Source organism: bacterium (assembly GCA_035295165.1).
Lineage (GTDB): Bacteria > Sysuimicrobiota > Sysuimicrobiia > Sysuimicrobiales > Segetimicrobiaceae > JAJPIA01.
On the sequence record DATGJN010000086.1, the window covers coordinates 16,127 to 41,691 of the forward strand.

The following is a 25,565-nucleotide window of genomic DNA, read 5'->3' on the forward strand; positions in this document are numbered from 1 at the left end:
CGCTGAGTGGGTACTGAGAATGACTCTCACCGGCCCTTCGTCCAACCCGGCGACCCGTCGCAGGAACGGGACTCCGAGCCGGAACCCGCGCCCTGGGAGCATATCGAGGAGGCAAGAATGTCTGCCCGCGAGCTCGCTGTGACCCGAGAGCAGGTGCTTGAAGCGTTGCGCGGCGTGATGGACCCGGAGCTTCACCGCAGCATCGTGGAGCTCAACATGGTCAAGGAGATCGCGATCCGAGGCGGCGACGTCCGGGTCGACGCGCTCCTGACCATCAGCGGGTGCCCGCTCCGGGAGACAATCATCGACTCCATTAAGGCGAAGGTCGCGGAGCTCCCCGGGGTCGAGCACGTGGATGTCCAGCTCGGCGTGATGAGCCAGGAGCAGCGCCAGGCGCTCATCGGCCAGCTCCGCCCCGGCCCGCAGCGGCAGTCCCCGCTGCTCGCGCCAACGTCGAAAACGCGCGTGCTGGCGGTTGCGAGCGGCAAGGGCGGGGTCGGCAAGTCCACCGTGACCGCGAACATCGCCGTGGCGATGGCCCGGCGCGGGCGCACGGTCGGCATCGTGGACGCCGATGTGTACGGGTTCAGCATCCCAAAGATGATGGGCGTGTCGGGGCGCCCCACGATCATCGACCAGATGATCATCCCGATGGAGCGATGGGGTGTGCGGCTCATGTCGATCGGGTTCATGGTCGACGAGGGCGAGGCGGTGGTGTGGCGGGGGCCGATGCTCCACAAGGCGCTGACGACGTTCCTCACCGAGGTCCATTGGGGCGAGGTCGACGAACTCCTAATCGATCTCCCGCCCGGGACCGGGGATGTCTCGCTCACGATCGCCCAGACCCTGCCCCGGTCGGAGATGCTGATCGTCACGACGCCACAGTCTACCGCAACCGGTGTCGCCTACCGCTCCGGCAAGATGGCGGAGAAGGTCAACATGCCGGTCATCGGTGTCGTCGAGAACATGTCGTACTTTCTGCCGGCCCCGGGCGCCGATCCCGTGTACATCTTCGGGCAGGGCGGCGGTGAGCAGCTCGCGCGGATGGTCGACGCCCCGCTGCTCGGACGGATCCCGCTCGACCCGGCGATCCGCGAGGGGAGCGACCGCGGGACTCCCGTCGCGGTGGGCGCTCCGGACAGTGCGTCCGCGCGCGTGTTCTACGAGATCGCGGACGCCCTGCTCAAGCGATGAGGCGGAGGCGACGCGCGTAGCATGGACCCGGTCACGCTGAACGCAGAGATCGAAAAACACGTCCGGCCACAGACGTTTCCGGTCGGGATCCGGATGGTGCGCGCCGGCGAGGCGTTGCCCGACAACGTCCGGATCCCCAGCCGGGACATGGGCATCCGGGTGGCCATCTGCCAGACGTTCTCGATCGCGCGTCGCTACGGGTGGGCGGTCGCGGTCGGGCGCGACGATCTCAGCTGCCCGCTTGCGAAAACGGCGTTCGGGTTCGAGCCGGTGCTTCCGTACTACGCGGAGGGCAATTTGGCGTGCGGGATGTACGTCGGGACGCCCGAGGCCGCGGCCCTCACCGAGGCGGAAGTTCCGAAGTTCGTGTTCGGGGAGTACGAGCGCATCCTCATCGCGCCGCTCGGGCGCGCGAAGTTCGAGCCCCACGTCGTGCTAGTCTACGGGAACTCAGCCCAGGTGATGCGTCTCGTGGCCGCGGCCCTCTACCGCCGGGGCGGGCGGTTGCACAGCAGCTTTTCCGCGCGGCTCGACTGCGCCGATGCCGTGATCGAGACGATGCACGCGGGCCAGCCCCAGGTCATTCTGCCGTGCTACGGAGACCGGATCTACGGGCAGACCGAGGACCACGAAATGGCGTTCACGATCCCGTGGGCGATGGTCGGGGACTTGGTGGAGGGGCTCGCGGGAACGCATCGGGGCGGCGTCCGCTATCCGATTCCCGCGTGGCTCCGATACACCGGCGAGTTTCCGGAGAAGTACCGCAAACTCGACGCGTTGTGGGAAGAGCAGCACGGGGAGCCCGCGGAGGGTCCGCGCGAGGACCCCGCCGGAACCGGTCGCGATCGCCGCGGCGGCTAGCGGCGCACGGCGGCCACCGGCCCCAGGGAGCGTTCCGACGGAGGGGAAGCGGGCACCCGGCAGTCCTGCTGCGACATTTGACCGGCGAGCGGGGCGGAGCCTTCCGACGCGTCCCACGAGGACGCCGAGGGCGGAACGTGACGCCCAACCTTCAACGGGGGTGAGAACGCAGTGGCCAAGCGGCTCAACGATGTGACGATTCGATTTGCGGGCGAGGCCGGGCAGGGCGTGGAATCGGGCGGCCACGGATTCGCGACCGCACTCAGCCACGGAGGGCTGTGGCTGCACGCGTTTCCCGAGTACATGTCCCGCATCCGCGGCGGCCTGAACTTCTTTCAGATCCGCGTGTCGGATCGTCCGCTGTGGACGCACACGGAAGGCACGCACCTCCTGCTCGCGTTCAGCGCCGAGGCCGTGACCGAGTACGGTCCGCACATTCTCCCGGGTGGGGCGCTGGTCTTCGACGAAGGCTTGAAATTCGACGCTGGCGCGGTGAGCGCACGGGGCACCCAGAGCTACTCCATGCCGCTTCACAAGATCGCGCAGGAGATCGGCGGGAACAAGATCATGACGAACACGGCCGGGCTCGGCGCGGTCGCGGGAATTATCGAGTACCCGTTCGAGTTCATCGCCGGCGAGATTCGGGAGAACTTCGCCCGGAAAGGCGACGCGGTCGTGCAGAGCAACCTCAAGGTCGCCGAGGAGGGCTATCGCGTCGGCCGCGAGCGGTACGCAGGATCGTTCGACTGGAAGGTTTCCCCGCTCGACAGCCGCCCGGCGCGCGTGCTGGTCCACGGTAACCAAGCGTTCGCCATGGGCGCAATCGCGGCCGGCTGCCGATTCATGTCCGGGTACCCGATGACGCCGGCGAGCTCGATCCTCGAGTTCATGGCCGCCCACCAAAACGCGTACGACATCGTCGTGAAGCAGACCGAGGACGAGATCGCGGCGGTGTGTTTCGCGATCGGTGCGGGCAACGTCGGTGCGCGGGCGCTCACCGCGACGAGCGGCGGCGGGTTTTCGCTGATGGTCGAAGCCCTCGGCCTCGCGGGGATGGCGGAGGTGCCGGTCGTGATCGTCGAGGCGCAGCGGCCCGGACCGTCCACCGGAATGCCGACGAAGACCGAGCAGGCGGACCTGCTGTTCGCGCTGTTCGCGAGTCAGGGAGAATTTCCGCGGATCGTGCTGACGCCCGGGACGCAGGAGGAGTGTTTCCACACCGCGGTGCGGGCGTTCAACCTCGCGGAGAAGTGGCAGTGTCCGGTGATCGTCATGACCGAGTTCTACCTGACGACCGCCCTGCGGCCGCTGCTGTCGTCCGACCTACCGATCGAGCACGTCACGATCGATCGCGGGGAGATGTTGACGGCGGGGGAGCTTGACGGGCTCGCGGGGCCGTATCTGCGCTACAAGGACACGCCGAGCGGCGTCTCGCCGCGCGCGCTGCCGGGACACCCGAAGGCGGTGCACCAGGCGTGCAGCGACGAGCACGATGAGTACGGGCACTTTGAGGACGAGGACGCGGCCAACCGCCTGCGCATGGCCGGGAAACGCATGCGGAAGTTTCGGCACATCGTGGAGGATCTCGGCGGGCCCACGATCTACGGGCCCGAGGGCGCGGACCTGACGCTGATGGGGTGGGGCAGTTCGTACGGGGCGATGCGCGAGGCGGTCGACCGGCTCAATGCCGCCGGCACCCGGGCGAACCTGCTGCACTTCGTGGATGTGTGGCCGTTCCCTGAGGCGAAGGCGACGCCGCTGATCGAGGCGGCGCGAGTGCTGGTCGCCGTCGAGGGCAACCAGACCGGACAGTTCGCCCATCTCGTGCGGGCGATGACCGGACGCCGGGCCGACCATTTCGTGTTGCGGTGGGACGGCCGGCCTCTCAGCGCCGATTACATCCTCGCGAACCTCAAGGAGGCCAAGGTTCATGCTTGATCTGAAGTTGTATCAGAGCCCGATCAAGCCGACGTGGTGCCCCGGGTGCGGGGACTACGGCATTCTGAACGCCGTGAAGAGCGCGCTCGCCCAGTTGGAGATCCATCCGCACGAGGTGCTGTTCGTCTCCGGCATCGGGTGCGGAAGCAAGCTTCCCGACTACATGAACGCGAACGGGTTCACGACGATCCACGGGCGATCGCTTCCGATCGCGATGGGAGCGAAGCTCGCCAACCCCGATCTCAACGTGGTCTGCGTCACGGGCGACGGCGACGGGTACGGCATCGGCGGCAACCACTTCCTCAGCATCATGCGGCGCAACCCCGACCTCGTCCACATCGTCGAAGACAACATGGTGTATGGACTGACGAAAGGCCAGTATTCGCCGACCAGCCCGCGAGGGTTTGTCACCAGCACGACGCCGGACGGCAGCATCGAGGTCTCGTTCAACCCGATCGCCACCGCGATTAACGGCGGGGCCACGTTCGTCGCCCGAGGGTTCTCCGGCGACCCCAAACATCTGGCGACGCTGATTGCCGCCGCGATCCAGCACCGCGGGTATGCGCTCGTCGATGTGCTGCAGGCGTGCGTGATCTACAACAAGATCAACACGTACGACTTCTACCGGCAGCGCGTCTACAAACTCGAAGAGGCCGGGCACGACCCGGCGGACCGGGACGGCGCCTGGCGGCGGGCGCACGAGTGGGGGGAGCGGATCCCGATCGGGATTGTCTATCAGGCGTCGGGGCAGCCGACGTACGAGGAGCAGGTCAAGGCGCTCAAGGCTGGGCCGGTGGCGAAGCGCCGGCTGGCGCCGCTCACGTCGGCGCAGGCGGACGCGCTGCGCCGGGAGTTCATCTAGGAGGGCCGGGTACGTGGCGGTCACCACGGGGAGAATCAGGCGGCGGCCCGGGACGGGGCGCGGCGCCGACACGGTCGCCGACCGCGTGCGGGCGCTCGAGCGACAGGGCTACCGTGCCACCCCGCAGCGCCGGGCGATTCTCTCAGCCGTGCTGGGGGCCGGGCGCGTGAACGTCTCCGCCGAGGAGATCTGCGGACGGGCGCGAACCCTCTGCCCCACGGTGAACCTCGCGACGACGTACCGCACGCTGGATCTGCTCGGGCGACTGGGGATCGTTCGCCGGCTCACGTACGGAGACGTGCGGGGTGTGTTCTGCGCGAACCTCGAGCCGCACTACCACGGGACGTGCCTGCGGTGCGGGGCCGTCGTGGATCTTCCGCGGGGGCGGGTCGCGGAGTTGCTCCGGCGCGAGCAACGCGGGCTCACCGACGGGAGCTTTTCCATCGTCGACCACCGGGTCGAGTTCTACGGGTACTGTGACGCGTGCCGGGCGTCCGCCCCGGCCGCGGTGATCCCGTGAGTGGCTGGCGCGGTCGGCTGCGCGCGGCGTCAGCCGGCCTGTTGGGCGCCGCCCTGGTGACGGGGTGGAGCCTCGGGTCGTGGGCGGCCACACCGGGCGCCGCACCGCTGCCACTCGCCTTTCCCCTCCATCTCACGTCTGATCAGGTCACCGTGGATAACACCGGGACCACACTCATCGCGTCCGGCCACGTGCAGGTCGACTATGGCGCCGACCATGCCACGGCGAACACGCTGCGGCTCACCAAGGCGGCCCGGACCGCGGAGTTGTCCGGCCATGTCACCGTGACCGGGCCGCAGGGGCAGGCGACGGCGGAGACGGTGACGCTCACGCTGACCCCCACCAACGAGGTGACGCGGGCTGTCATGACTGGGAGCGCCTCGGTGGAGACGCCCCAGTACGCGCTGTCGGCCGACACGATCGACGCCGATCGATCGACACAGCGCCTGGTGGGCGAGGGCCACGTGACGGCGTTCAACGCGCCCGACTTGATCATCAACGGGGACCGGGTCGTGTACGATCAGCGCACGGAGCACGGGCTGGTGACGGGACATCCGACCGTGGCGAACAAAGCCGGCCGGATGCAGGGCAGCGCGATCGACTTGTTCCGCGCGGAGGACCGGGCCGTGATTCACGGGCCGGTCCAGGCGGACGTGTACGGGGCGGCGATCACCAGCGCCGACGCGACCGTGAACTTCAAGACGTCCGTGGCCACGCTCACCGGACACGTCGTGATGGTGCGGCGCCAGGGGACGCTGTGGGCGGATCGGGTGACGATCTTCTACGAGACACGGCGGATGATCGCCGAAGGGACCACGCGTGCGCACTTCACAGAGCTCGGCGACACCGAGAATCCCTGACCGGGGAGGCCGCGCGGCGCCCGCCGCGCGTGTTCCCGGAGGGCACGTCCAGGAGGTGGAGAGTATGGTGGTCCAGCGGGTCAGACGCCCGACGCTCGACGAAATGGATCTGCCGATCGGTAAGAAGACGCGCCTGCACCGGATCCTCTACGGACACGGGCCCGGTCATGGGGTTGCGCTGATCCTGCCGATCGACCAAGGCCTCGAGCACGGCCCCGTGGACTTCTTCTCCAACCCCGACAGCGCCGATCCGGAGTTCCAGTTGAAGCTGTGCGTCGAAGGCGGGTACTCGGCGGTGGCGTTCCACTACGGGCTCGCCGCCAAGCACCTGCGCCCGTACGCCGGCCGCGTGCCGCTGATCCTGAAGATCAACGGCAAGACGAACATCCCGTCCGACGCGCAACCGTTCAGCGGTCTCACCGGCTTCGTCGAGGACGCCGTCCGCCTGGGGGCCGACGCGGTCGGGTACACGCTCTACGTCGGGTCGCCGCGCCAGGACGAGGACATGCGGCAGCTTGCCGAGGTGCGGCGCACGTGCGACGCCGCGGGAATGCCGCTGATCGTGTGGTCGTACCCGCGCGGCGAGGCCATCGACAAGAAGGGCGGCCGCGACGGCCTGTACGCCATCGACTACGCGGCCCGACTGGCGTGCGAGATGGGCGCGGACATCGTCAAGCTCAACGTGCCGGAGTTCGACGACAAGGCGGCCGCGTCGCCGAAGCCCTACAACACGTTGCACCTGGGCTACCGGGAGGCGGTCGAGAAGGTTGTTCGGAGCGCCGGGCGCACGCTCGTGTTGTTCAGCGGCGGCAGCAAGATGGGCGACGAGGACCTGCTGGGCAAGGCCCGCCACTGCATGGAGGCGGGCGCGGTCGGGCTGATCTTCGGGCGGAACATGTGGCAGCGGTCGATGCCCGACGCCCTGCGGATCACCGCGGAGATCAAGCGGATCATGCTGGAAACGGCCTAGGACCGTTTGGAGCGATCCCGGGTGGGCGCGGTCGGGCGCTGGCTTGCCGCGGTCGCGGCGGGCGTGATCGTCTTCGAGGGGCTGGACCTGCTCGGGTCCAGCCCCGCCGTCACGTCGTGGCTCCCCATCGCGGCGTCGCTCCCGACCCTGTCCCCGTTCGCCTGCGGCGCGGCGGCCGCGTGGACCGGCCGCCTGCACGCCGTGCCGGCGCTCCTCGCCGCCGCGGTCGCGGTGTGGACGCGGATCGGCGTGGACCGCGCGATCGGCATCGTGCAGGGCGCGCACCTGTCGGAGGAGTACGGGCTGGTCCTCATCCTCGCGTTTGGGATCCCGTGGATGTTGAGCGCGCTCGCCGGGGGAGTGATCGCGGTGGCCGTGCGGGGCGCCGCGCGGCGCTGGACCCGCGGGGCCGTCCGCCCGGCGCTGCGGTCGTAGATGCATCTTTCCGACGGGGTCTCTCGAACGACCCGCGGCGCCCGACCGTTCACGCGCGCGTCAGAGCCGCGCGGGTCGGGGTAACGGTCCACGCGCGATGCCGGGCAGCCAGTTCGCGCTTCCGATCGGGTTCGACCTCGCCGGGGTGCTCCTGTTCGCGGTGACCGGGGCGTGGAGCGCGATGGCGCGGGGGTACGACATCATGGGTGTGTTCGTGCTGGCGTTCGTAACCGGCACGGGCGGCGGCTTGATCCGTGACGGCCTGTTCCTGACACGGGTGCCGCGTGTCCTCACCGACTGGCGCTACGTCGCGGTGGTGCTCGTGGGCGGCCTCATCGGCGTGGCCGGAGGGTCGTACGCGAAACGATTCGCGACCGCGTTCGCGATGGTGGACGCGCTCGGCCTCGGCGCGTACGCTGTCGTCGGCGCGCAGGCCTCGCTCGCCGCGGGCCTTCCGGCGCTCGCGGCCCTGATCGTCGGGTTGACGAACGCGGTCGGGGGCGGGCTGCTTCGGGATGTACTGGTGCGCGAGGAACCGCTGTTGTTCAAGCCGAGCCAGCTGTACGGTGTGACGGCGTTGGCCGGCTGCGTCGTCTTCCTGTTGCTCGAACAGCAACTGCGCGTGCCGGCGTCGGACGCCGCGCTCGTGGCGATCGGCGTGACCTTCGCGCTGCGCATGCTCTCCAGGCGCTTCAACTGGCAGACCGCGCCGCTCGGCCGCCGGTAGCGGGGGCATCGCCGCGTCCGATCGGATCGACCCCAGGCCTAAGCAGGCCCCGCGATATCGGTCGTTGGCGCTACGCGCCGGTGCGCGCCAGGCGGCGTGCGACGTCCTCGGTGGCCTCGTCGGCCGGGAAGAAGCACTCCACACGCAGTTCCTGCAGGGTGATGTCCTGCGGCGTCCCCAGGGTGGCGATCGTCGTAAAGAACCGCACCCTGAGGTCGCCCTTGCAAAGCAAAAGCGACAGGAACGGCGCCGACTGCGCGTGCGCGTCGGGGGTGCGCCACCGCGCGGGGCCGCCGGGGTACGCCAGGACTTCGTCGAGCAGACGGTGGGTGCCCTCGTCGGGGATGCCGCCCACGGCTTCCCGGTGGATCTGCTGGATCAGCGGGCCGGCAAGGGCCTCCCAATTCTCGATGTACGGGCGCAGGCCGCGCGGGTGGAAGGTCAGTCGCACCGCGTTCGGCGGCCCTGGCACCTGCGCCACCGCCTCGGGATCGAGGAAGAGCCTGAACAACCGGTCGGCCGCGCGGTTCTGCATGAGCAGGTTCCAGTGTCGGTCCACGACCATTGCGGGGTACGGCTCCTGCTGGGCCAGCATGAAATCGAGCGCCCGCCGCACCTGGTCCATCTCCGGCGCGGCCAGGGCGGTCTCTCGGTACACTCCCGCGAACCCCGCGGCGGTCAGCAGCAGGTTTTGCTCCCGCAACGGTACGTCGAGCACGCCGGCCAGGAGCAGTACCATCTGGCGGCTCGGCTGGGTGCGTCCGGTTTCGAGAAAGCTCAGGTGGCGCGCCGAGATCTCGGCCTCGGTGGCGAGCGCGAGTTGGCTCATGCGTCGGGCGAGCCTCCAGCGCCGCAGCAACTCACCGAAGGGGCGCGGTCCCGTGGCGACGCTCGGGCCCGCCGTCGGTCTCCCGGTCGTGCTCTTCGCACTCATGTCGCGCACCTCCATGAGAGAGTGTACGCGATGGGGGGGGATGCCGGCGATTACTTCGCTGGTAATTGAACGTGGCGCGTGACCGGACCGAACACGCGCGGGCGGTGCCGGACCACGACCACCGGGGCGGTTCGCGCTAGGGTTCCTCGCCCCGGGTGATGTAGTTGTAGAGCGTCCGATCGCGATAGGCCATGTTGAACTGGAGCGCCGCGTCTCGAGTCCGCGCCGTCCGGTAGTACGCTGAGCCGAGCATGTAATGCAGCACGCTGTTGCTCGGATCCAGCCGGACCGCTTCCTCCCACTGGGCGATCGTGTTCTTCGCGTCGTTGTGCGTCGAGTAGATGTAGCCGAGGTACCCGTGATTCATCGCGTTCGACGGATCCTGGCGCGTGATTTCGAGAAACTGCTCGAACGGCGTGTTGTGGTTGCCGCCCACCCACGAGGCGAACGCGAGCTCGTACCGGGCCAGAAGGTCGTGCGGGTTCTGGTGGATGGCCGCGGTGGCGTCCGTGATGATCTTCCGCTCCAGCTCGGGGCGGCGGGACTCGCCGCCGATCATCTGGTCGACCTGCTTGAGGATGTGCCACCCGTCGATCAGCATGCCCTCGTGCGCATACACCATCGACAGCCGGAATGCGAGTTCGGGATCTGGGTGCGAGGCCAGTTGCGCCTTGAGCCCCGGCACGAGTCCCTTCCAGCTCTGTCCGCCCTGCTGCGCGCCGGCCGGAACCAGGGGGGGGCTCAACAAGACCGTGGCGATCAAGACGATCATGGGCATAGCAACGCGGCGTATCGAGCGGCTCGGCTTTGTCATCTCAGCGACACTCCGTGGAGTTGAAACTCTGACAGTGTAGCATACGCGTTGGGTGTGGCGCCAGTTCGATGTGTCGCCCCGCCTATTCACACCGCGCCGATCTGTCGCATCAGGCTCAGCGCGTCGCCAAGTACCCACACGTGCCGGATCTTCCCGTTCGCGATCTCGAAGAACGCGGCGCCGGAGTACGTGACTTTCCGCCCCGTCGCGGCGTGTTCGAGGAGCGGCCCCAGGTGTGTGCCCGTGTAGGTCAGCCGTGCGACCACCTTGTCATCCTCGGCCACGAGGTCGTCGATCCGATTGTGGAAATCGGGGAATGCGTCGCGGATCAGGCGCATATACTCGACCACCCCGGCGTGACCGCGCGCGCGCACGCCGATGGAGCCCCGGAAATCGACGTCGGACGCGAGCGCCTCAGGCACGGCGGACTCATCCCACGTATTCCACATGACGTCGTAGAACCGCAGCCCCAGCGTCCTGTTGCCCCCGACGCTCAGGTCCGTTCCGCGCCGATCCACTCCGCGCCGCCGTCCCAGACTTCCTTCTTCCAGATGGGCACGGTGAGTTTGAGCGTGTCGATGCAGTATCGCGCCGCCTCGAACGCCGCCGCCCGGTGCGGCGCCGAGACCGCGACCGCCACGCTGGTTTCGCCGACGCCCAGGCGACCCGTGCGATGCGCGATCGCGATGCGGGTGACCGGCCACCGCTCCCCGGCCGCCGCGGCGATCCGTTCGAGCTCGCGGCGCGCGACCACGTCGTATGCTTCGTACGTCAGGTGCTGCACGCGACGCCCCCGGGTGTTGTCGCGGACAACGCCCAGGAACAAGACGATCCCGCCGGCGGTGGCGTCGGCGACCTCGGCGAGCACGCGGTCCGCTGAGATCGGACCGTCGGTGAGGATCACGAGCGGTGCGCGATCCGACCGGGCCTGCGTCACTCCTGCGCGTTCGTCCGCATCGGGCGTGTCCGGGTCGGTCCGGCGCCCGTCCCCGCCGCTCACCGGCGGAATCAGCGCGACTTCGTCCGACTCCCGGAACGGACGGGGGTCGCGGACGTACTCATCGTTGACGGCGTAGCCGCTCGGGGCGGGAAGCGACGCCAGCGCCGGGTACCGTGCGACGAGCGACGCCCACAGCCCCGGGCCGTCGGCGTCCGGATCGATCGGGAGCTCCACGACCGGCTGTCCGACCGCCTCCCGGTATGACGCGAACAAGCGGACCCTGACCTTCACGCCCCGATTGTACCACACACGCGCGCGCCCCCCGCGCCGGGTGCGCGGTCGCGCGGGCGCTCCATTTTGCCGCATGTCTGCACCGAATGTCGGGGCGCCGGCGAAACGGGTGTGGCGCCGCCCAGGGTGTCGGTGGCACGCGGTCGAATCACTGGCACGGCGCAATGACGAACGCGGACCGGGCGAGTTGGCAGGAAGCGTGACGGACGACACGGCCCCGGCGGCCGATCGGGAGTCCCCCGATGTTTCCGGCGAGCGGTGGACCGGCCGACCCGGCGCACGATCCTCGTCGGGGGCTCCGCAGATCCGATCGCTCGCCGAAGCGGCGGCGGTCTGCGTCATCGTCGCGGGCGCCCTCGCGATACGCCTCTGGGGGGTCGGGCGCGGGCTTCCCTACGTGCACGAGTGGGACGAGCCGCTCGTCCTCACCTGGGTCATCGGCATGCTCCAGCGCGGCGACATCAATCCGTCCACGTTCGCGTATCCCAGCGTGTACTACTACTTGCTCCTGCCCGTGGTGCACCTGTGGTACCTCTGGCTCCATCTGCGCGGACGGATCACGTCCCCGTGGGACATCCAGCTGTTTCACCCCCAGGGGGCGTACGCGCACTATTGGTGGTACATCAGCTACCCGTCGTTCTACCTGTGGGGCCGTGTCCTCACGGCGTGCCTGGGCGCGGGCACGGTGGTCGTCGTCTACCGCATCGGTGCGGTCTTGTTCGAGCCGGCCGTCGGGCTCCTCGCCGCCGCGATCCTCGCGGTCGCGCCGGGCACGATCTACTATGCGGATACGGTGCGCGTGGACGTGCCCATGATCTTTTTCCTGATGTTGGCGATTCTGGCCGGCATCGACGTGTGGCGCCGGGGCGTCCGGCGGGACTACTCGCGGGCCGGGTTGCTCGCCGGCCTCGCGGTGTCCACCAAGCCGAGCGCCTTTCTGGTCGCGCTGCCGCTCTTGATCGCGCACCTCCTGAACCCGACCCGGGACGCCGTGATCGACCGCCGCGCGGTGCGCCTGGCGTTGTTCACCGTGCTGGGATTCGCGATCGGCACGCCGTATGCGCTCGCGCAGGTGGGGTACTTCTTGGACCGCATGAGCCAGAACGCTGCCGCGTACGGTGGATTTCCGACCGCGGCGATGATGCGCATCGGCATGCCCCTGTACCTGGGCTATCTGGTGTCCCCGCAGCAGGGCCAGGAGTGGTACGTGATCCCCCACGTCGCCTTCGGGATCGTCCCCGCCCTGGCCGCGCTCGTCGGCGCGATCGTGGGGTTCTTCTGGAAGCCGAAAGTGCAGGTCTACCTGCTGAGCTTCCCCGTCGTCTACTTCCTCTACACGGCCGGTCAGCGGTTCCTGCCGCTGCGCTACATCCTGCCCGTGCTGCCCTTCATGGCGCTGTTCGCGGCGGTCGCCGCTGTCTGGGTCTGGCGGTGGCTGCGGTTGCGGTGGACTGTGGCGCCGGCGGTGTGTCTCCCCGCGCTCGCGGCCGCGGGCGTGGTGCTGCTGCTCCTCGGGCCGGTGTGGGACTCCGTCGCGCTCGCGCGGGCGTTGGCGGGCGATCGGGACACGCGGGCGGTTGCCGTCGATTGGCTCAGGCACCATGTGACGGCGGGTTCGAGGGTGGCGGTCGAGGCGGAACTCCGGTGGTTCATCCCCGATCTGAACCGGCTGCCGTGCACCGTGCTCTACGCGACGCGCGGAGCCGACGCCGCTTGGTATCGCGAGCACGGGATCGACTTCGCCGTCGTCGACACACACAGCTGGCTGCGCGCAGAGGACGTCGTCTTCCGCGTGTCGTCCCCCTCGTACCTGCCGGCGTTCACCGAGGTCGCCACGTGGCCTCCCGACACGTTTCCGCTGGTCGATCCGCCCGTGCTGGTGGTTCGGGACCCCCGCTGACGCCGACGCCCGATCACCGCCCGCCGCGGTAGAATAGTGAGGTCCCGACGCCGCGGCTGATCCCGCGTCCACCTCGCGCGGGACACGGCCCGCGCCGTGCGTGGGGCCGGGCAGACCGCGCGGGGGCGGACGGCTAGGAGGAACGGGTCGTGAGGATCCAACGGATTCATCGCGCCTGGAGGATGGCGCTGGCGGCCCTGCTGGCGGTCGCCGTCGCGCTGCTGGCTGCGCCGGCGCGCCCCGTGACCGCGCAGTTGTTCGGCATCAGCGAGCAGCAGGAGATTCAGATCGGTCGCGAGGTCGAGCGCCAGATGGCGCAGCAATACGGCTTCGTGAGCGACCCGCAGCAGACCCAATACGTGACGACGCTCGGTCTCAAGCTCGCCCACGTGTCCGAGCGCCCGAATCTGCCGTGGACGTACCATATCATCAGGGGCAGCGTCGTCAACTCGTTCGCTGCGCCAGGCGGGTTCATCTTCGTGACGCAGGGGATGATGCGCTTCGTCAAGTCCGAAGACGAGCTGGCGTTTGTGCTCGGGCACGAGACGACCCACGTGGCGCACCGGCATGCGGTGGACCTCGCGCAGCGCGACATGGAGCTGCAGCTCGGGGCGGTCATCGTGACGCAGATCCTCTTCGGTGGCAGCCTGGGCGCCTACGAACTGACGCAGCTCGGTCGTGCCCTGGTGGACGCGAAGTACTCGCGCGAGAAGGAGGCCGAGGCGGACCACTACGGCGTGATCTACATGCGCAAGGTAGGGTACAATCCCATGGCCGCGCTCTCGTTCTTCCAGCGACTCGCGGCCAGCGAGAAGGCCCAGCCGAGTGCGTTCCAGCACGCGTTCGAGGATCACCCGGACACCCCGGCCCGGATCGCCGCGATCCAGACCGAGCTGCACCAAATGGGGTACGACGTTCCGCTTCCGGGGCCGCCGCCCCCGACGTCGTCCGCCCCCGGGAGATCCACTCCGTCCGCGCCCCAGACGCCCGGTCCGGACACGTCCAGATCCACGCCGTCTGCGCCCGCGCCGCGGCCGCGCGACGCCGGCCCCTGAGCGACGTGCGGGAACAGGTAGGGGGGACCGGTCCGCGAATGTACCCCGGGTGGCGCTGACACGACTACTGATCGATCCGTATGCGGTTCCCGGCGAGTTCCGCAAGACGCAGCTGCACTGCCACACCACCAACTCCGACGGGTATCTCGCGCCGCGCGCGCTTCTGGAACGCTACCGCGCCCGAGGATACGCCGTCGTGGTCTTTACCGATCACGAGCGCGTGACCACGTGCGACGATCTGAACGACGGCGTGTTTGCGGCCCTGCCCGGGGTCGAGACGACCGTGCCGCGACCGTTCAAACCCTTGGGGCCCCACATGGGGCGCCTGGGCGCCCCCGGCCTGCTGCGCGCAGGCGGCGCCCAGGCGTGCATCGACGCGACGGCGGCGGCCGGCGGCGTGGTGTCGCTGCACCACCCCTCCTGGACCGGCAACGGGTTCACCGGTCGGTGGTCCGTCGCCGAAATGGTGCGCCTCTCTGGATACCACCTGATCGAAATCAGCAACCATCACAGCCGGAGCGCGGAGGACGTCCGGCGGTGGACGGCGGTGCTCAGGCACCGGGACGCCACGGCCCCCGTGGGCGCCGTCGCCGCCGACGATCTCCACCGGGAGCGGGATTTGGACACCGGATGGGTGATGCTCAAGACCCCGACCGTCTCAGCCGGCGCGGTGCTCCAGGCGCTGCGGGGCCTCGCCTTCTACGCCTCGACGGGCCCCCAGGCGGAGTTCGGCGCGCGAGACGGCGCCGTCACCTGCGCCACGGACGCCGGACGGATCCGGTTCCTCGACGCCGAGGATGCCGTGCGGCTCGACGCGGCGGGCCCCGAAGCATCGTACGCGCCCCGAGGCGACGAGGGGTTCGTGCGGGTCGAGTGCGTCGGCCACTCGGGCGCCACCGCGTGGTCGCAGCCGTTCTGGCTCACGCAGGACCGCGAGGCCTGACCTCGCCAATGCGATGACAGAGCCGACCGCCGACCAGCGCGCTGCGACCAGCCGAGATCCCAACCGCGCCCGCGATCACCTCGCGAATGAACGCACGTTTCTCGCGTGGGTGCGTACCGGCGTCGCCGTCATCGTCCTCGGGTTTGCGATTGGCCGCTTTGCGATTGCCATCCGTGAATTCGCGAGCCTGCAGGGGCTCGCGCGGCGAACGCCGGAATTCTCCGTCTGGTTCGGGACGATCGCCATGGTCGCGGGCGTGCTGCTGACGCTGGCCGGTCTGCGTCGGTATCGTCGGACGCGTGCCCAGCTGGAATCAGGAACGTTCGAGCCCGCCGGGTTTGCCACCGACCTCGTCGGCATTCTCACGGCGCTGTTCGGGCTGCTGCTCGCCGGATATTTGGTCTACATGAAACTCCGACAGTAGGCAGCGCCGCCGCTTCCTTCACGACGACGCCGTCATCGAGAGGGACCGGGCAGTCGAGCAGCGAACGCGACAGACGCGGTGGATCCGGCCGGCGCCGGACTATGCGGCAGCCCGGTAGATCGATGCTCCAGCAGGGAGGAACGTGATGCACATCACCCGGAGAGGCTGGCTCGTTGCGGTGCTGGCCATCGTCTTGGCCGGCGTCACGGTGGCCCAAGGCCAATCCCGAGTCACGATCACGTACTGGCAGTACTACTTCGAAAGCAAGGTCAAGACCATGGATACCCTGATCGCCCAGTTCGAGGCGAAGAACCCGGGCATCCACGTGGTCCAGGAGACGTTCCCCTACGATTCCTACAACCAGAAAGTCGCGAGCGCCGTCCCGGCCGGCCAGGGGCCGGACGTCGTGAACTTGTACTACGGCTGGCTCCCGCTCTACGTGGGCAGCGGGTATCTGCAGGTCCTCCCGAGCAGCGCGTTCGCGCCCGCCGAGATCGAGCGGGAGTTCGTGCCGATGATCAAGGCCGCGAAGTTCGACGGGCGGTACTGGGCCCTGCCCACCGCGGTCAGGACGCTCGCGCTGTTCTACGACAAGGACATGTTTCGTCAGGCCGGTATCGGCCGGGCGCCGATCACCTGGGACGAGTTCGCCTCCGACGCGCAGAAGTTGACGCAGCGCGACGCGAGCGGCCGCATCACAGTCGAAGGCTTCGGGATCGCGCCGAACGGGCAGGACCACCAGTTGCTCCGTGAGATCCTGTTCCGTCAGTGGGGCGCGGCGCCGTACAGCGCCGACAATCGGCACGTGACGTACAACACGGCCCAGGGGGCCGCGGCGCTCGCCTGGTACACCGACCTCGTGACCAAGCAGAAGGTGGCGGTCATCGATTTCTTCCCGGGCGGCAACGGCTACCGCGACGCGTTCGACGCCGGCAAGGCCGGGATGATCGTGGACGGCTCGTTCGCGATCGGCGCCATCCGGTCGGCCGCGAAATTCGACTGGGGCGTCGCGGTGCTGCCCAAGCGCACCGCGGGGGGGACCCCGGGGAACTTCGGGTCGTTCTGGGTCAACGGGCTGACGCGAAAGGCGAGCGGTCCGCGGCTCGCGGCGTCGGTGGCGTTTCTGAAATACTTGACGTCCACCGACGTGCAACGGCTCTGGCTCACGCAGGTCGGGGAAATCCCGGCGAGCCAGGCACTCGCCGCCGACCCGAAGCTCGCGCAGGATCCGGTGTACGGCCCGTTCATCGCCAGCCTCGCGTACGCGCACGCGACGTTCTTCGTCGATGAAACCGCGCAGCGCACGGTCCTGCTCGACGCGATCAACGAGGTGGTGCTGAACCACAAGGACCCCAAGGCCGCCCTCGACGACGCTGCGGCCAAGGAGCAGAAGGTCCTCGACGACTTCTGGGCCAAGCAGCCGCACAAATAGGGAGGCGGTCGAGGGGCGGGGCGCCGGCGCCCGGACCCGGCCGATCGCGATCATGGCCGTCCAGGTGGGTCGGGTGCGTCGGGGCGGTCTCAGTCTGAGTGCCCGCCGGACGCTGTCGGCGTACACGTTTCTTGCGGTGCCGCTCGCGTTCTTCCTGACGATCCGCATCGCGCCCGCCGCGGGCGCCCTCGTGATCAGCCTGCACCGCTGGAACGTCGTGGGGGCGGACCAGCCGTTCGTCGGCCTCGCGAACTTTCGCGAGATCTGGGCGGACGCGTCGTTCTGGAAGGCGGCGGGCAATACCGTGATGTACGCCGTGGTCGGCATCCCCGCGCAGCTGGCGCTGGGGTTCGCGGTCGCGCTGCTGCTGCGGCGGATCACGCGCCTCCGCGGGCTCTTCCGCACGATCTACTTCATCCCGTTCGTGACCCCGATCGTCGCGGCGGCGTGGGTGTGGCAGTGGATGTACTCGCCCAACTTCGGCCCGCTGGCGATGCTGGCGAGCGCCATCAGATTGCCGGCGCCGGCGTTCCTGCGCGCGCCGAGCCAGGCGCTGTACGCGATCGCGGCGCTCGTGGTGTGGGAGTATCTCGGGTTCCAGGTCGTGATCTTCTTGGCGGGGCTCGACGCGATCCCCCGAGTCTACTACGAGGCTGCCGCGGTGGACGGCGCCCAGGGGTGGCGGATGTTCCGGTACATCACCGTGCCGCTGCTCAACCCCACGCTCGTCTTCTCGGTCGTGTACGGGACGATCGTGTACCTGCAGCTGTTCACGCAGGTGCTGAACATGACGTTCGGGGACCCCGGCGGCCCGCTCGGCAGCACCGACACGATCGTCCTGTATGTGTACATCCTCGGGTTTCAACGGTTCCACATGGGCCAGGCCGCCGCGGCGACGGTTCTGCTGTTCGGCGTCCTGCTGCTCATCACGCTCGCACAGCTCACCGTCCTGTCTCGAAAGGTGGAGTACTGATGGCGCGGGCGCTCGATGCCCGGGCGGCCGCGCCCGCCGCGGCGCACCGCGCATGGCTCTTCCGGCGGGGGTGGGGAAGTGCCGCGGCGTACGCGGCGCTGGCCGCAGGCAGCGTCCTCGTCGTGTACCCGTTTCTCTGGATGCTCGCGACCGCCCTCAAGACGCCGCGAGAGATCTTCGAGCTGCACTTCTGGCCCGTCGCTCCGACGCTCGACAACATCCGCGCGGTCCTGGTCGCGACGCAGTTCCCGCGCTGGTTCGCGAACAGCCTCGGCGTGGCCGCCGCGACGACCGTCAGCGTGGCGTTCTTCGACTCGTTGGTGGGGTACACGTTCGCGAAGCTGCGCTTCCCCGGCCGAAACGTCATCTTCGTCGTCATCCTGAGCACCCTGATGATTCCGACCGAGATGCTCGTGATCCCGTGGTACACGATGAGTGCGCGGTTGGGGTGGATCGACACCTACTGGGGCATCCTGTTCCCGGGGATCATGAGCGCGTTCGGCGTGTTCCTGATGCGGCAGTTCATGGCCGGGGTGCCGGACGAGCTGCTCGAAGCCGCGCGGATCGACGGCCTCTCCGAATTTGGCCTGTTTACGCGGGTCGCCTTGCCGCTCGTGCGTCCCGCGCTCGCGGCCCTGTGCATCTTCACGTTCCTCGGCAACTGGAACGCGTTCCTGTGGCCGTTGATCGTGATCCAAACACCCGCGATGCGGACGCTGCCCGTGGGGATCGCCCTGTTCAGCGGCGAGGCGGGCTCGTCGTGGCACCTCATCATGGCCGCGTCGGCGCTCGCCGTGCTTCCCGTGCTCGCCGTGTTCGCTCTGCTCCAGCGGCAGATCATCGAGGGCGTCGTGCTCACGGGGTTGCGGAGTTGAGAAACGAGGTGATCGGCAGATGACCGCGCAGGTTCCGGTCCTCGATTTCCACGCGCACTTCCCGATCCGCGGCGGCGGCGACCGCGTGCGCGACCAGTACGTCGCTCGACACGGCGAGGCGAAGTGGGCCGCGGTCACCGGGTGGTTGCGCGCCGACCAGGCGGGGTGGCGCCGGGCGTGGGGGTTTCCCGACCCCGAGCCGCCGGGGCCGGACGACGAGATGGCGGACCGGTGGGCGGCCGAGGCGGCCCGCCACCGCCTCGTGCGGATCGTGTTCGTCACGGGCGGCGACAACGACCGGCTCGCGCGCGTCGTCGCGCGGCACCCCGACACGTTCGTCGGCTTCGCCCACCACGACCCGTTTCGTCCGGACGCGGCGGCCGAGCTCGACCGCGCCGTCCGCACGCTGGGGCTGCGCGGGTACAAGCTCATCGCCCCGCTGCTCGACGGCCGGATCGACGACGAGCGGCTCTATCCGGTGTGGGACACGGCCGAGCGGCTCGGCATCCCCGTGTTGATCCACTTCGGTCCGCTCCGCTACCAGGGGATCGTGTCCCACCCGAACATGAGCCCGCTCGTGCTTCAAGATGTCGCCCGCGCGTTTCCCGGCGTGCCGTTCGTCATCCCGCACTTCGGCTGCGGGTACCCGCGCGAGCTCCTGCACCTCGCCTGGGTGTGCGGCAACGTACACGTGGACACCTCGGGCTCGAACGAGTGGATGCGGTGGATGCCGTACCCGCTGACGCTCGCGAGCTTGTTCCGGACGTTTCTCGACACCGTGGGCTCGTCGCGCATCGTCTTCGGCACCGACTCGTCGTGGTTTCCGCGAGGGTTCGCGGCGCGCTACCTCGCAGACCAGCTGCGCGCGTGCTACGAGATCGGATGCCCGGATGACGCCGTGCGCGCGATCTTCGCCGGGAACGCCGCCCGCCTGCTCAGGCTCAGGTCGCCGGAGGCCGGGGCGCGCGGTGCGGGTGAGGGAGGGGACTGACCGGCCCGGGCGCGCGGCGATCGCGCCTGCGTCACTACTCGAGGCGCACGCGCCACACGTGCGTGACCTCGTCCTGTCCGCGCACCGCGGTGCCGCTTGCCGCGAGGATATCGCCGTCGTTCTCCCCGGACGGGAGCACGATGTTCGCATACCCGAACAGCCGGAGATGCCACGGATCCCGGCGCCACCGGACGACCGCGTCCCAGTGGACGCCGTCGGCGCTTCCGTAGAGCACCGCGTCGCGGCCCCGGTTCACGGAGCTCGGTTCCACGCCGGTGGAGAAGAACAGCGCGGCGCCCACCCGGCACCCGTGGAAGCTGGAGGCTGCGATCGGCGCCAGGCGCGTGGTCCCGCCCGTCCGGTCGAGGCGGTAGATGGAGTTCTGCTCCCATTCGGTGTCCGACGCGTAGTACACCGCGTCCGCGCACGGCAGGAGCGCGACCGCTCTGGCTTGCTGGCCGCCGGCGAGCACCACCTCGACGGACGACCAGTCGGGCGTCACCCGCAGGATCCGGCACTCGTCGCCGTCGTCGCCCGTCAGCACCCACAGGCACCGAGCGTGCACGTCGTACGTGATGCTGTGGACGTGTCGGATGGCGCCCGCGGGAAACGTGTAGACGACCTGCCAGTGCTCACCGTCGCGGGAGCCGAACACCCGGACCGCGTCGCGGTCGGGGTTCGGGAAGTACTCTCCCCAATACACCCACCCGTCCGGCGTGTCCGCGATCCCGAGCGGACGTCGGCCGCGCGGGACGGCCAGCACGGTGCGGAAGCGCGGGGCGTCGGCCGGCTTGAACGCGATCACTCTGGGGAACGACGCCACCAACCCGCCGTCGCGGAGCCGCGCGAGGGCGTGGCAGCCGCCCCGGACGAGCCGATCGCCGAGCCTGGCGCGCGAGGCCCAGCGGTACAGCGGCCCCGGGACGAAGCCGCCCGCGGGCTCCCATCCGGACATGCCCGCGACCGACCGGACCACCTCGTAGCCGCGGGCGGCGTACAAGGCGCCCGCGTGCCACCCCAGGACACGAAGCCCGGGGAAGCGCGCGAGGGGTTCGAGGCGGATCGCCGGCACGGCGCTACTTGCGGATCACGTGATCGCCGAGCACGAGCGCGTCCATCCGCGTCCGCAGGAAGCACTCGATGGCCTCATCGGGGGTGCACACGATCGGCTCGTTCTCGTTGAACGAGGTGTTGAGGACGACCGGCACGTCCGTGATCTGCTCGAACTCCTTGATCAGCCGCCAGTAGCGCGGGTTCGCGTCCCGATCGACCGTCTGCAGGCGTCCGGTGCCGTCCACGTGCGTGACGGCGGGAATCACGGCACGCTTGTCCGGAAGGACGTGGTAGACCTTCACCATGAACGGGTCCGGGTACACTTGGTCGAAATAGTCGCCCACGGCCTCGAGCGTCACCGAGGGGGCGAACGGGCGAAACGACTCCCGGTGCTTGATGCGGGCGTTGAGGATGTCCTTCATGTCGGCGCGGCGGGGGTCGGCGATGATGCTGCGGTTGCCCAACGCGCGCGGCCCCCACTCCATGCGGCTCTGGAACCAGCCCACGACGTTGCCGTCGGCGACGAGGCGGGCCGCGCGGCGCGCCACTTCGACCTCGTCGACGCGCTCGGACGCGAGCCCGTGGCGATCGAGCGCCCGGCCGATGTCGTCGGCGTCGTACGCCGGGCCGGTGTACGCGGCGGTCATCACATACCCGCGGGGCTGTCGCAAGAGCTGATGGTGGATGTAGTAGCACACGCCGAGCGCCGTGCCAGCGTCGTTCGCCGCCGGTTGGATATAGATGTCCGTAAACGGCGTGTTGGGCAGGACTTTGCCGTTGAACGCGCTGTTCAGCGCGACGCCGCCGGCGAGGCACAGCGCGGTCTCCCCGGTCTCCCGCTGGAGGCGCCGCACGAGCGCGAACTCCGCTTCCTCCAGCATCGCCTGGAGCGAGGCCGCGACGTCCTGGTGTTTCTCCGTGAGCGGTTCCCCGGGCTGGCGCGGGGGTCCGAACACCTCCACGAACTTCTCCGAGTACATCGTGCCGATCTCGGGCGAGCCCTCGTCGAACGTCATGGACGCGCCCGCGGCGTGATGCACGAAGTAGTCGAGGTCCAGGTCGAAGGTGCCGTCGTGCTGGACCCGGACGATCTTCCGGAACGCGTCCAGGTGGACCGGACGGCCGTACGGCGCGAGGCCCATGACCTTGCCTTCGTCCCCGTACTTCGGGAAGCCGAGCCACTGGGACGCCGCGGTGTACACGAACCCGAGCGAGTGCGGGAAGTTAATCTCGCCGTGGACCTCGATCTGGCCGTCGCGCCCGACGCCCCACATCGTGCTGACGAAGTCGCCCATCCCGTCCACCGACAGCACGGCCGCCCGCGGAAACGGCGAGACGAAGAACGCGCTCGCCATGTGCGCGCGGTGGTGCTCGACGTTGTGGAACTCGGCGCGCAGCCGCTTCGGGTCGAGCCCGAAGGCCTCGCACAGCGCCGCGTCGGGGCGGCGCACCTGGGCGGCGTTGGCGAGCCGCGCGCGGATCATCGCGGCGCTGGGCCGGCGCCGGAGCGCGAACACGACCTTCTTCAGGAGGTTGGCGCTCGGGTCCCGCGAGATGCCGACGTGGTCGAGTTCGTACGGCGTGATCCCGGCGACCTCCAGACAGTACGCGATCGCGAGCTTCGGGAATCCCGCCCAATACTTGATGCGGCGAAAGCGCTCCTCTTCTGCCGCCGCGAGGAGCTCGCCGTCGCGGATCAGGCAGGCCGACGCCCCGCCGTGGTATGCGTTGATGCCCAGGATGTACACGATGCGTCCTCAGCCCGACCGGCGCGCACGCGTCCGACCCGAGGTGCGCCGGCGGCGACCGGGGCGCGTCCCCGCGTCCCGCAGCGCGCCCCGGAGGTGCACGGTCAGGATGTGGCCGATCGCGAGGTGCACATCTTCCACCAGCTCGTACTCGTCGCTCGGCACCACCACGACCAGGTCCGCGAGCGTGCGGACCGCGCCCCCGGGGCGGCCGACGAGGGCGATGACCACGGCGCCCGTGGCGCGCGCGGCGCGCGCCGCGGCAACGATGTTGGGGGAGTTCCCGCTCACGGAGAACAACAGCACGGCATCGCCAGGCCGGGCGAGGGTGCGGATCTGCTCGGCGAACACGTACTCGTACCCGTGATCGTTCGCCCACGCGGTCAGCGCCGCCGGTTCGCACAGCGCGACGGTGCGGACCCGTTTCGCGCCGAGCCGCGGCGGCCGGCCGAGCGTCGACTTGCCGAGATCAAGCGCGACATGGGTCGCCGTCGCGGCGCTGCCGCCGTTGCCGGCGAGGAAGATCGCCCCCCCGGCGCGTGCGATCCGATGGAGGCGGTCCGCGACGGCCGCGATCTCCCCCGCGGGGACCGCGCCCAGGCACGCCCGGAGCCGCGTCGTGTAGGCGCGCGCGCCACGGCGCGCGGCGTCATTCCTCGACATAGATGATCCGGCTCCCTTGTGGTTCGAACTCGAGCGAGATCGGGCGCAGGTCAGGGAGCGCGCGCGTGATCGCGGCGTGGTCGTCGGGCGACGCGAACAGCAACAGGAATCCCCCGCCGCCGGCCCCCAGCAGCTTGCCTCCGATCGCGCCAGCGGCGCGCGCGCGTGCGTACCATGCGTCGATCTCGGGCGACGTGATCCCCGGGGCGAGCCCGCGCTTGAGCGTCCATCCGACGTTCAGAATCTCGCCCACGGCGTCGAGGCGCTGCTCGAGGAGGGCGGTGCGCAACTCCAAGGCGAGATCGCGGATCTTGACCGTATCGGCGCGGGCCGACGCGTCCTCGCGGAGGCCGCGTCCCTGTTCTTCGAGGATCGCGTCGGCGTTGCGCGTCAGCCCCGTATAGAGCAGCAGGAGGTGCGCGTGCAGCCGCGCGCGGAACTCCGCATCGGTGACTACGGGCTCGACCTGGACGCCGTCTGAGTCGAACCGGATGAACTGCAGCCCGCCATACGCCGCGATGTACTGATCTTGCTTTCCAATCGGCTTCGCGCATCGTTCCAGTTCGATCTCGCACGCCTCCTCCGCGAGCCGCTTCGCCCCGGCGTGCCGGCCAGTGTACGCGTGCAGCGCGTGGAGCAGTCCGACCGTGTACGTGCTGCTCGAGCCGAGGCCGGTCCCTCGCGAGGGGATATCGGAGATCGACGTGATCTCGATCCCGCCGGTGACGCCGACGAGCCGCAGCGCTTCACGGATCAGTTCGTGCCGGAGGTCGTCGACCCGGTCCACCATCTCGGTGATCGAGTAGCTCGCGCGGATCCGGTCGTCGAATTTCTTGTTGACCGTGATGTAGATATACTTGTTGATCGCCGTGGTGACGACCGCCCCGGGTTCGCGACGATAGAACGCGGGGAGGTCGGAGCCGCCGCCGGCAAAGCTGATCCGCAGGGGAGTTCGCGAAATGATCACGCACGTAAGCTTTCGGGTCGGGCGAGCCAACTCCTCGCACCCGGACGCGGCAGGCGAGTGGGCGCGTCCAAGCTAGCGCCGATTCCTGGGGGCGCGACCTGTCCCGCGGGGGCGCAGATGGTGGACGTGCAGGCCAAGTTTTTCGCCGCACGGGCCATCTCAGCGTCGGCCGTGGCGAGTTCCAGGTCTCGGGTCGCGGCTACCGCGAGATGTGGCGCATCGAGCGTTCGGGCCAGAACGTCGAAGGTGCTCAGCCACGCGCGGGCCGTGAGATACGTCTGGCGCTCGCGCGGTAACCCGTTCGAACCGCCCGTCTTCCAAGTGCCCCAAGAACAACGCCCGGACCCGTCGGGCGTCCGCCTCCGACAGTTCCCCACCTCTGACCGTCCGCCCAAGGGCGGAGAAGAGCTCGACTTCCACAAGGTCGCTGACCGCAAGCGCGCCCCCCCCCGTTGGACGAGCGCTTGAACGACCCCGCTGAGCGGCGCGGGCCAGTAGTACGGACCGACGACGCTGGTATCGAGGTAGATCAGAATCGTTCCTTCCGTCGACTGGCAACGATCGTCCGACTGATCGGCCCGCCCTCCACGCGAAGCGACGCGCGGAACGCGGTCAGGTCGGGCAGGCGCCGTCGCACGCGGGCAGGCGGGACCATACGCGCCACTTCTTTGCCACGTCTGAGAATGGCAACTTCCTCCCCGGCGGCGACACGATCCAGCAACGCGCGCAGCTGAGCTCGCGCATCGCGCGCATTCATGGCTTTCATCGGTGCGGCCCTCCCAGTATGTGTACATATGTAATGTACATGACTCCCCGTCGGGGTCAAGGGGATCATGATCGTTCGATCCGCAACGCGGGTGCGGCACGGCGATTCGCGGTCCACGCCACGCCCGATAAACCGTCGAACAGGAACGATCCGTTCCGCCCGTACTGTGCTTTCTTCGTGTCCCGGCGTTTGGCTTCCGGTCGAGGCCGCCGATTTCGCCGTCGAGGTGGGCGAATCCGTGGCTGCTGAGAGAAACGCCCGGAGCTGCGCGCCATGCGCACAACGGGCCCTTCGCGCCGTGCGGTCTCTTGCCGCTCCCGCGACGCGTGGCGTATAATTTCAGGCGTGATGGCGCCTCGCGCTCCCTCCGCCGCGCCGGACCCGTTCTGCGCCGACACCGGCGGAGCCGCCCCCGTTGCCTCCGCGGAG

General features: G+C 69.3%; 26 protein-coding genes. 17 read left to right on the top strand and 9 right to left on the bottom strand.

Annotation, left to right across the window (positions count from 1 at the left end):
- Positions 1 to 117: 117 nt before the first annotated feature.
- From VKZ50_13750 to VKZ50_13790, 9 genes are all read left to right on the top strand, one after another.
- Entirely contained in the window at positions 118 to 1,194 is a 1,077-nt protein-coding gene (locus tag VKZ50_13750; GenBank protein HLJ60784.1) for an Mrp/NBP35 family ATP-binding protein, read from the top strand.
- 21 nt (positions 1,195 to 1,215) lie between these two features.
- Positions 1,216 to 2,055 carry a DUF169 domain-containing protein gene (locus tag VKZ50_13755; GenBank protein ID HLJ60785.1) on the top strand — a complete coding sequence of 280 codons (840 nt, stop codon included), beginning with the start codon at positions 1,216 to 1,218 and terminating at the stop codon, positions 2,053 to 2,055.
- A gap of 171 nt (positions 2,056 to 2,226) precedes the next feature.
- Positions 2,227 to 3,993, top strand: a complete 1,767-nt coding sequence (locus tag VKZ50_13760; GenBank protein ID HLJ60786.1) for a 2-oxoacid:acceptor oxidoreductase subunit alpha — start codon at positions 2,227 to 2,229, stop codon at positions 3,991 to 3,993.
- Positions 3,986 to 4,855: a 2-oxoacid:ferredoxin oxidoreductase subunit beta gene (locus tag VKZ50_13765; protein ID HLJ60787.1), complete on the top strand. Its 870-nt coding sequence runs from the start codon at positions 3,986 to 3,988 to the stop codon at positions 4,853 to 4,855. The genes VKZ50_13760 and VKZ50_13765 overlap by 8 nt, the downstream gene beginning before the upstream one ends.
- Before the next feature lie 13 nt (positions 4,856 to 4,868).
- Positions 4,869 to 5,375 (top strand): Fur family transcriptional regulator, encoded by a 507-nt coding sequence (locus VKZ50_13770; protein HLJ60788.1) that lies wholly within the window; start codon positions 4,869 to 4,871, stop codon positions 5,373 to 5,375.
- Positions 5,372 to 6,235 (top strand): LptA/OstA family protein, encoded by an 864-nt coding sequence (locus tag VKZ50_13775; protein HLJ60789.1) that lies wholly within the window; start codon positions 5,372 to 5,374, stop codon positions 6,233 to 6,235. Before VKZ50_13770 ends, VKZ50_13775 begins: the two co-directional genes overlap by 4 nt.
- Positions 6,236 to 6,299: 64 nt before the next feature.
- On the top strand, positions 6,300 to 7,205 hold the full coding sequence (locus VKZ50_13780; protein ID HLJ60790.1) for a fructose-bisphosphate aldolase: 906 nt from the start codon (positions 6,300 to 6,302) through the stop codon (positions 7,203 to 7,205).
- A gap of 21 nt (positions 7,206 to 7,226) precedes the next feature.
- On the top strand, positions 7,227 to 7,640 hold the full coding sequence (locus VKZ50_13785) for a hypothetical protein (GenBank protein ID HLJ60791.1): 414 nt from the start codon (positions 7,227 to 7,229) through the stop codon (positions 7,638 to 7,640).
- Between the two features lie 97 nt (positions 7,641 to 7,737).
- On the top strand, positions 7,738 to 8,367 hold the full coding sequence (locus VKZ50_13790) for a TRIC cation channel family protein (GenBank protein HLJ60792.1): 630 nt from the start codon (positions 7,738 to 7,740) through the stop codon (positions 8,365 to 8,367).
- A gap of 70 nt (positions 8,368 to 8,437) precedes the next feature.
- Here the strand turns inward: VKZ50_13790 and VKZ50_13795 are convergent, their stop codons facing one another.
- From VKZ50_13795 to VKZ50_13810, 4 genes are all read right to left on the bottom strand, one after another.
- Complete coding sequence (locus tag VKZ50_13795) at positions 8,438 to 9,301, bottom strand: helix-turn-helix domain-containing protein (protein HLJ60793.1); 864 nt, start codon at positions 9,299 to 9,301, stop codon at positions 8,438 to 8,440.
- 136 nt (positions 9,302 to 9,437) lie between these two features.
- Entirely contained in the window at positions 9,438 to 10,115 is a 678-nt protein-coding gene (locus VKZ50_13800) for a hypothetical protein (protein ID HLJ60794.1), read from the bottom strand.
- Positions 10,116 to 10,201: 86 nt separating this feature from the next.
- Positions 10,202 to 10,633: an ester cyclase gene (locus tag VKZ50_13805; GenBank protein ID HLJ60795.1), complete on the bottom strand. Its 432-nt coding sequence runs from the start codon at positions 10,631 to 10,633 to the stop codon at positions 10,202 to 10,204.
- Positions 10,609 to 11,364 carry a molybdenum cofactor biosynthesis protein MoaE gene (locus VKZ50_13810; protein ID HLJ60796.1) on the bottom strand — a complete coding sequence of 252 codons (756 nt, stop codon included), beginning with the start codon at positions 11,362 to 11,364 and terminating at the stop codon, positions 10,609 to 10,611. The genes VKZ50_13805 and VKZ50_13810 overlap by 25 nt, the downstream gene beginning before the upstream one ends.
- A 181-nt stretch (positions 11,365 to 11,545) precedes the next feature.
- Between VKZ50_13810 and VKZ50_13815 the strand changes: the two genes are divergently transcribed.
- The 8 genes from VKZ50_13815 to VKZ50_13850 all read left to right on the top strand — a co-directional run bounded on the left by VKZ50_13815 (position 11,546) and on the right by VKZ50_13850 (position 19,939).
- Complete coding sequence (locus VKZ50_13815) at positions 11,546 to 13,246, top strand: glycosyltransferase family 39 protein (GenBank protein HLJ60797.1); 1,701 nt, start codon at positions 11,546 to 11,548, stop codon at positions 13,244 to 13,246.
- 149 nt (positions 13,247 to 13,395) lie between these two features.
- Positions 13,396 to 14,301 (top strand): M48 family metalloprotease, encoded by a 906-nt coding sequence (locus tag VKZ50_13820; protein ID HLJ60798.1) that lies wholly within the window; start codon positions 13,396 to 13,398, stop codon positions 14,299 to 14,301.
- 49 nt (positions 14,302 to 14,350) lie between these two features.
- Complete coding sequence (locus VKZ50_13825; GenBank protein ID HLJ60799.1) at positions 14,351 to 15,244, top strand: hypothetical protein; 894 nt, start codon at positions 14,351 to 14,353, stop codon at positions 15,242 to 15,244.
- A gap of 13 nt (positions 15,245 to 15,257) precedes the next feature.
- Positions 15,258 to 15,668, top strand: a complete 411-nt coding sequence (locus VKZ50_13830) for a DUF202 domain-containing protein (GenBank protein HLJ60800.1) — start codon at positions 15,258 to 15,260, stop codon at positions 15,666 to 15,668.
- Positions 15,669 to 15,813: 145 nt separating this feature from the next.
- Positions 15,814 to 17,100 (top strand): extracellular solute-binding protein, encoded by a 1,287-nt coding sequence (locus VKZ50_13835; GenBank protein HLJ60801.1) that lies wholly within the window; start codon positions 15,814 to 15,816, stop codon positions 17,098 to 17,100.
- Positions 17,101 to 17,152: 52 nt separating this feature from the next.
- The gene (locus tag VKZ50_13840; GenBank protein ID HLJ60802.1) at positions 17,153 to 18,073 is read left to right on the top strand and encodes a sugar ABC transporter permease; all 921 of its coding nucleotides are present in this window, start codon (positions 17,153 to 17,155) and stop codon (positions 18,071 to 18,073) included.
- Positions 18,073 to 18,948: a carbohydrate ABC transporter permease gene (locus VKZ50_13845; GenBank protein HLJ60803.1), complete on the top strand. Its 876-nt coding sequence runs from the start codon at positions 18,073 to 18,075 to the stop codon at positions 18,946 to 18,948. Before VKZ50_13840 ends, VKZ50_13845 begins: the two co-directional genes overlap by 1 nt.
- A gap of 19 nt (positions 18,949 to 18,967) precedes the next feature.
- On the top strand, positions 18,968 to 19,939 hold the full coding sequence (locus tag VKZ50_13850; protein ID HLJ60804.1) for an amidohydrolase family protein: 972 nt from the start codon (positions 18,968 to 18,970) through the stop codon (positions 19,937 to 19,939).
- Positions 19,940 to 19,973: 34 nt separating this feature from the next.
- Here the strand turns inward: VKZ50_13850 and VKZ50_13855 are convergent, their stop codons facing one another.
- The 5 genes from VKZ50_13855 to VKZ50_13875 form a co-directional block, all read right to left on the bottom strand.
- Complete coding sequence (locus VKZ50_13855; protein HLJ60805.1) at positions 19,974 to 21,011, bottom strand: hypothetical protein; 1,038 nt, start codon at positions 21,009 to 21,011, stop codon at positions 19,974 to 19,976.
- Positions 21,012 to 21,015: 4 nt separating this feature from the next.
- The gene (locus VKZ50_13860) at positions 21,016 to 22,740 is read right to left on the bottom strand and encodes a carbamoyltransferase C-terminal domain-containing protein (protein HLJ60806.1); all 1,725 of its coding nucleotides are present in this window, start codon (positions 22,738 to 22,740) and stop codon (positions 21,016 to 21,018) included.
- Between the two features lie 9 nt (positions 22,741 to 22,749).
- Positions 22,750 to 23,403 (bottom strand): SIS domain-containing protein, encoded by a 654-nt coding sequence (locus VKZ50_13865; GenBank protein ID HLJ60807.1) that lies wholly within the window; start codon positions 23,401 to 23,403, stop codon positions 22,750 to 22,752.
- Positions 23,390 to 24,370: a GHMP kinase gene (locus VKZ50_13870; protein HLJ60808.1), complete on the bottom strand. Its 981-nt coding sequence runs from the start codon at positions 24,368 to 24,370 to the stop codon at positions 23,390 to 23,392. The genes VKZ50_13865 and VKZ50_13870 overlap by 14 nt, the downstream gene beginning before the upstream one ends.
- Before the next feature lie 529 nt (positions 24,371 to 24,899).
- A complete protein-coding gene (locus VKZ50_13875) occupies positions 24,900 to 25,136 on the bottom strand; it encodes a type II toxin-antitoxin system prevent-host-death family antitoxin (protein HLJ60809.1) in 237 nt (78 codons plus the stop codon).
- Positions 25,137 to 25,565 lie beyond the last annotated feature (429 nt).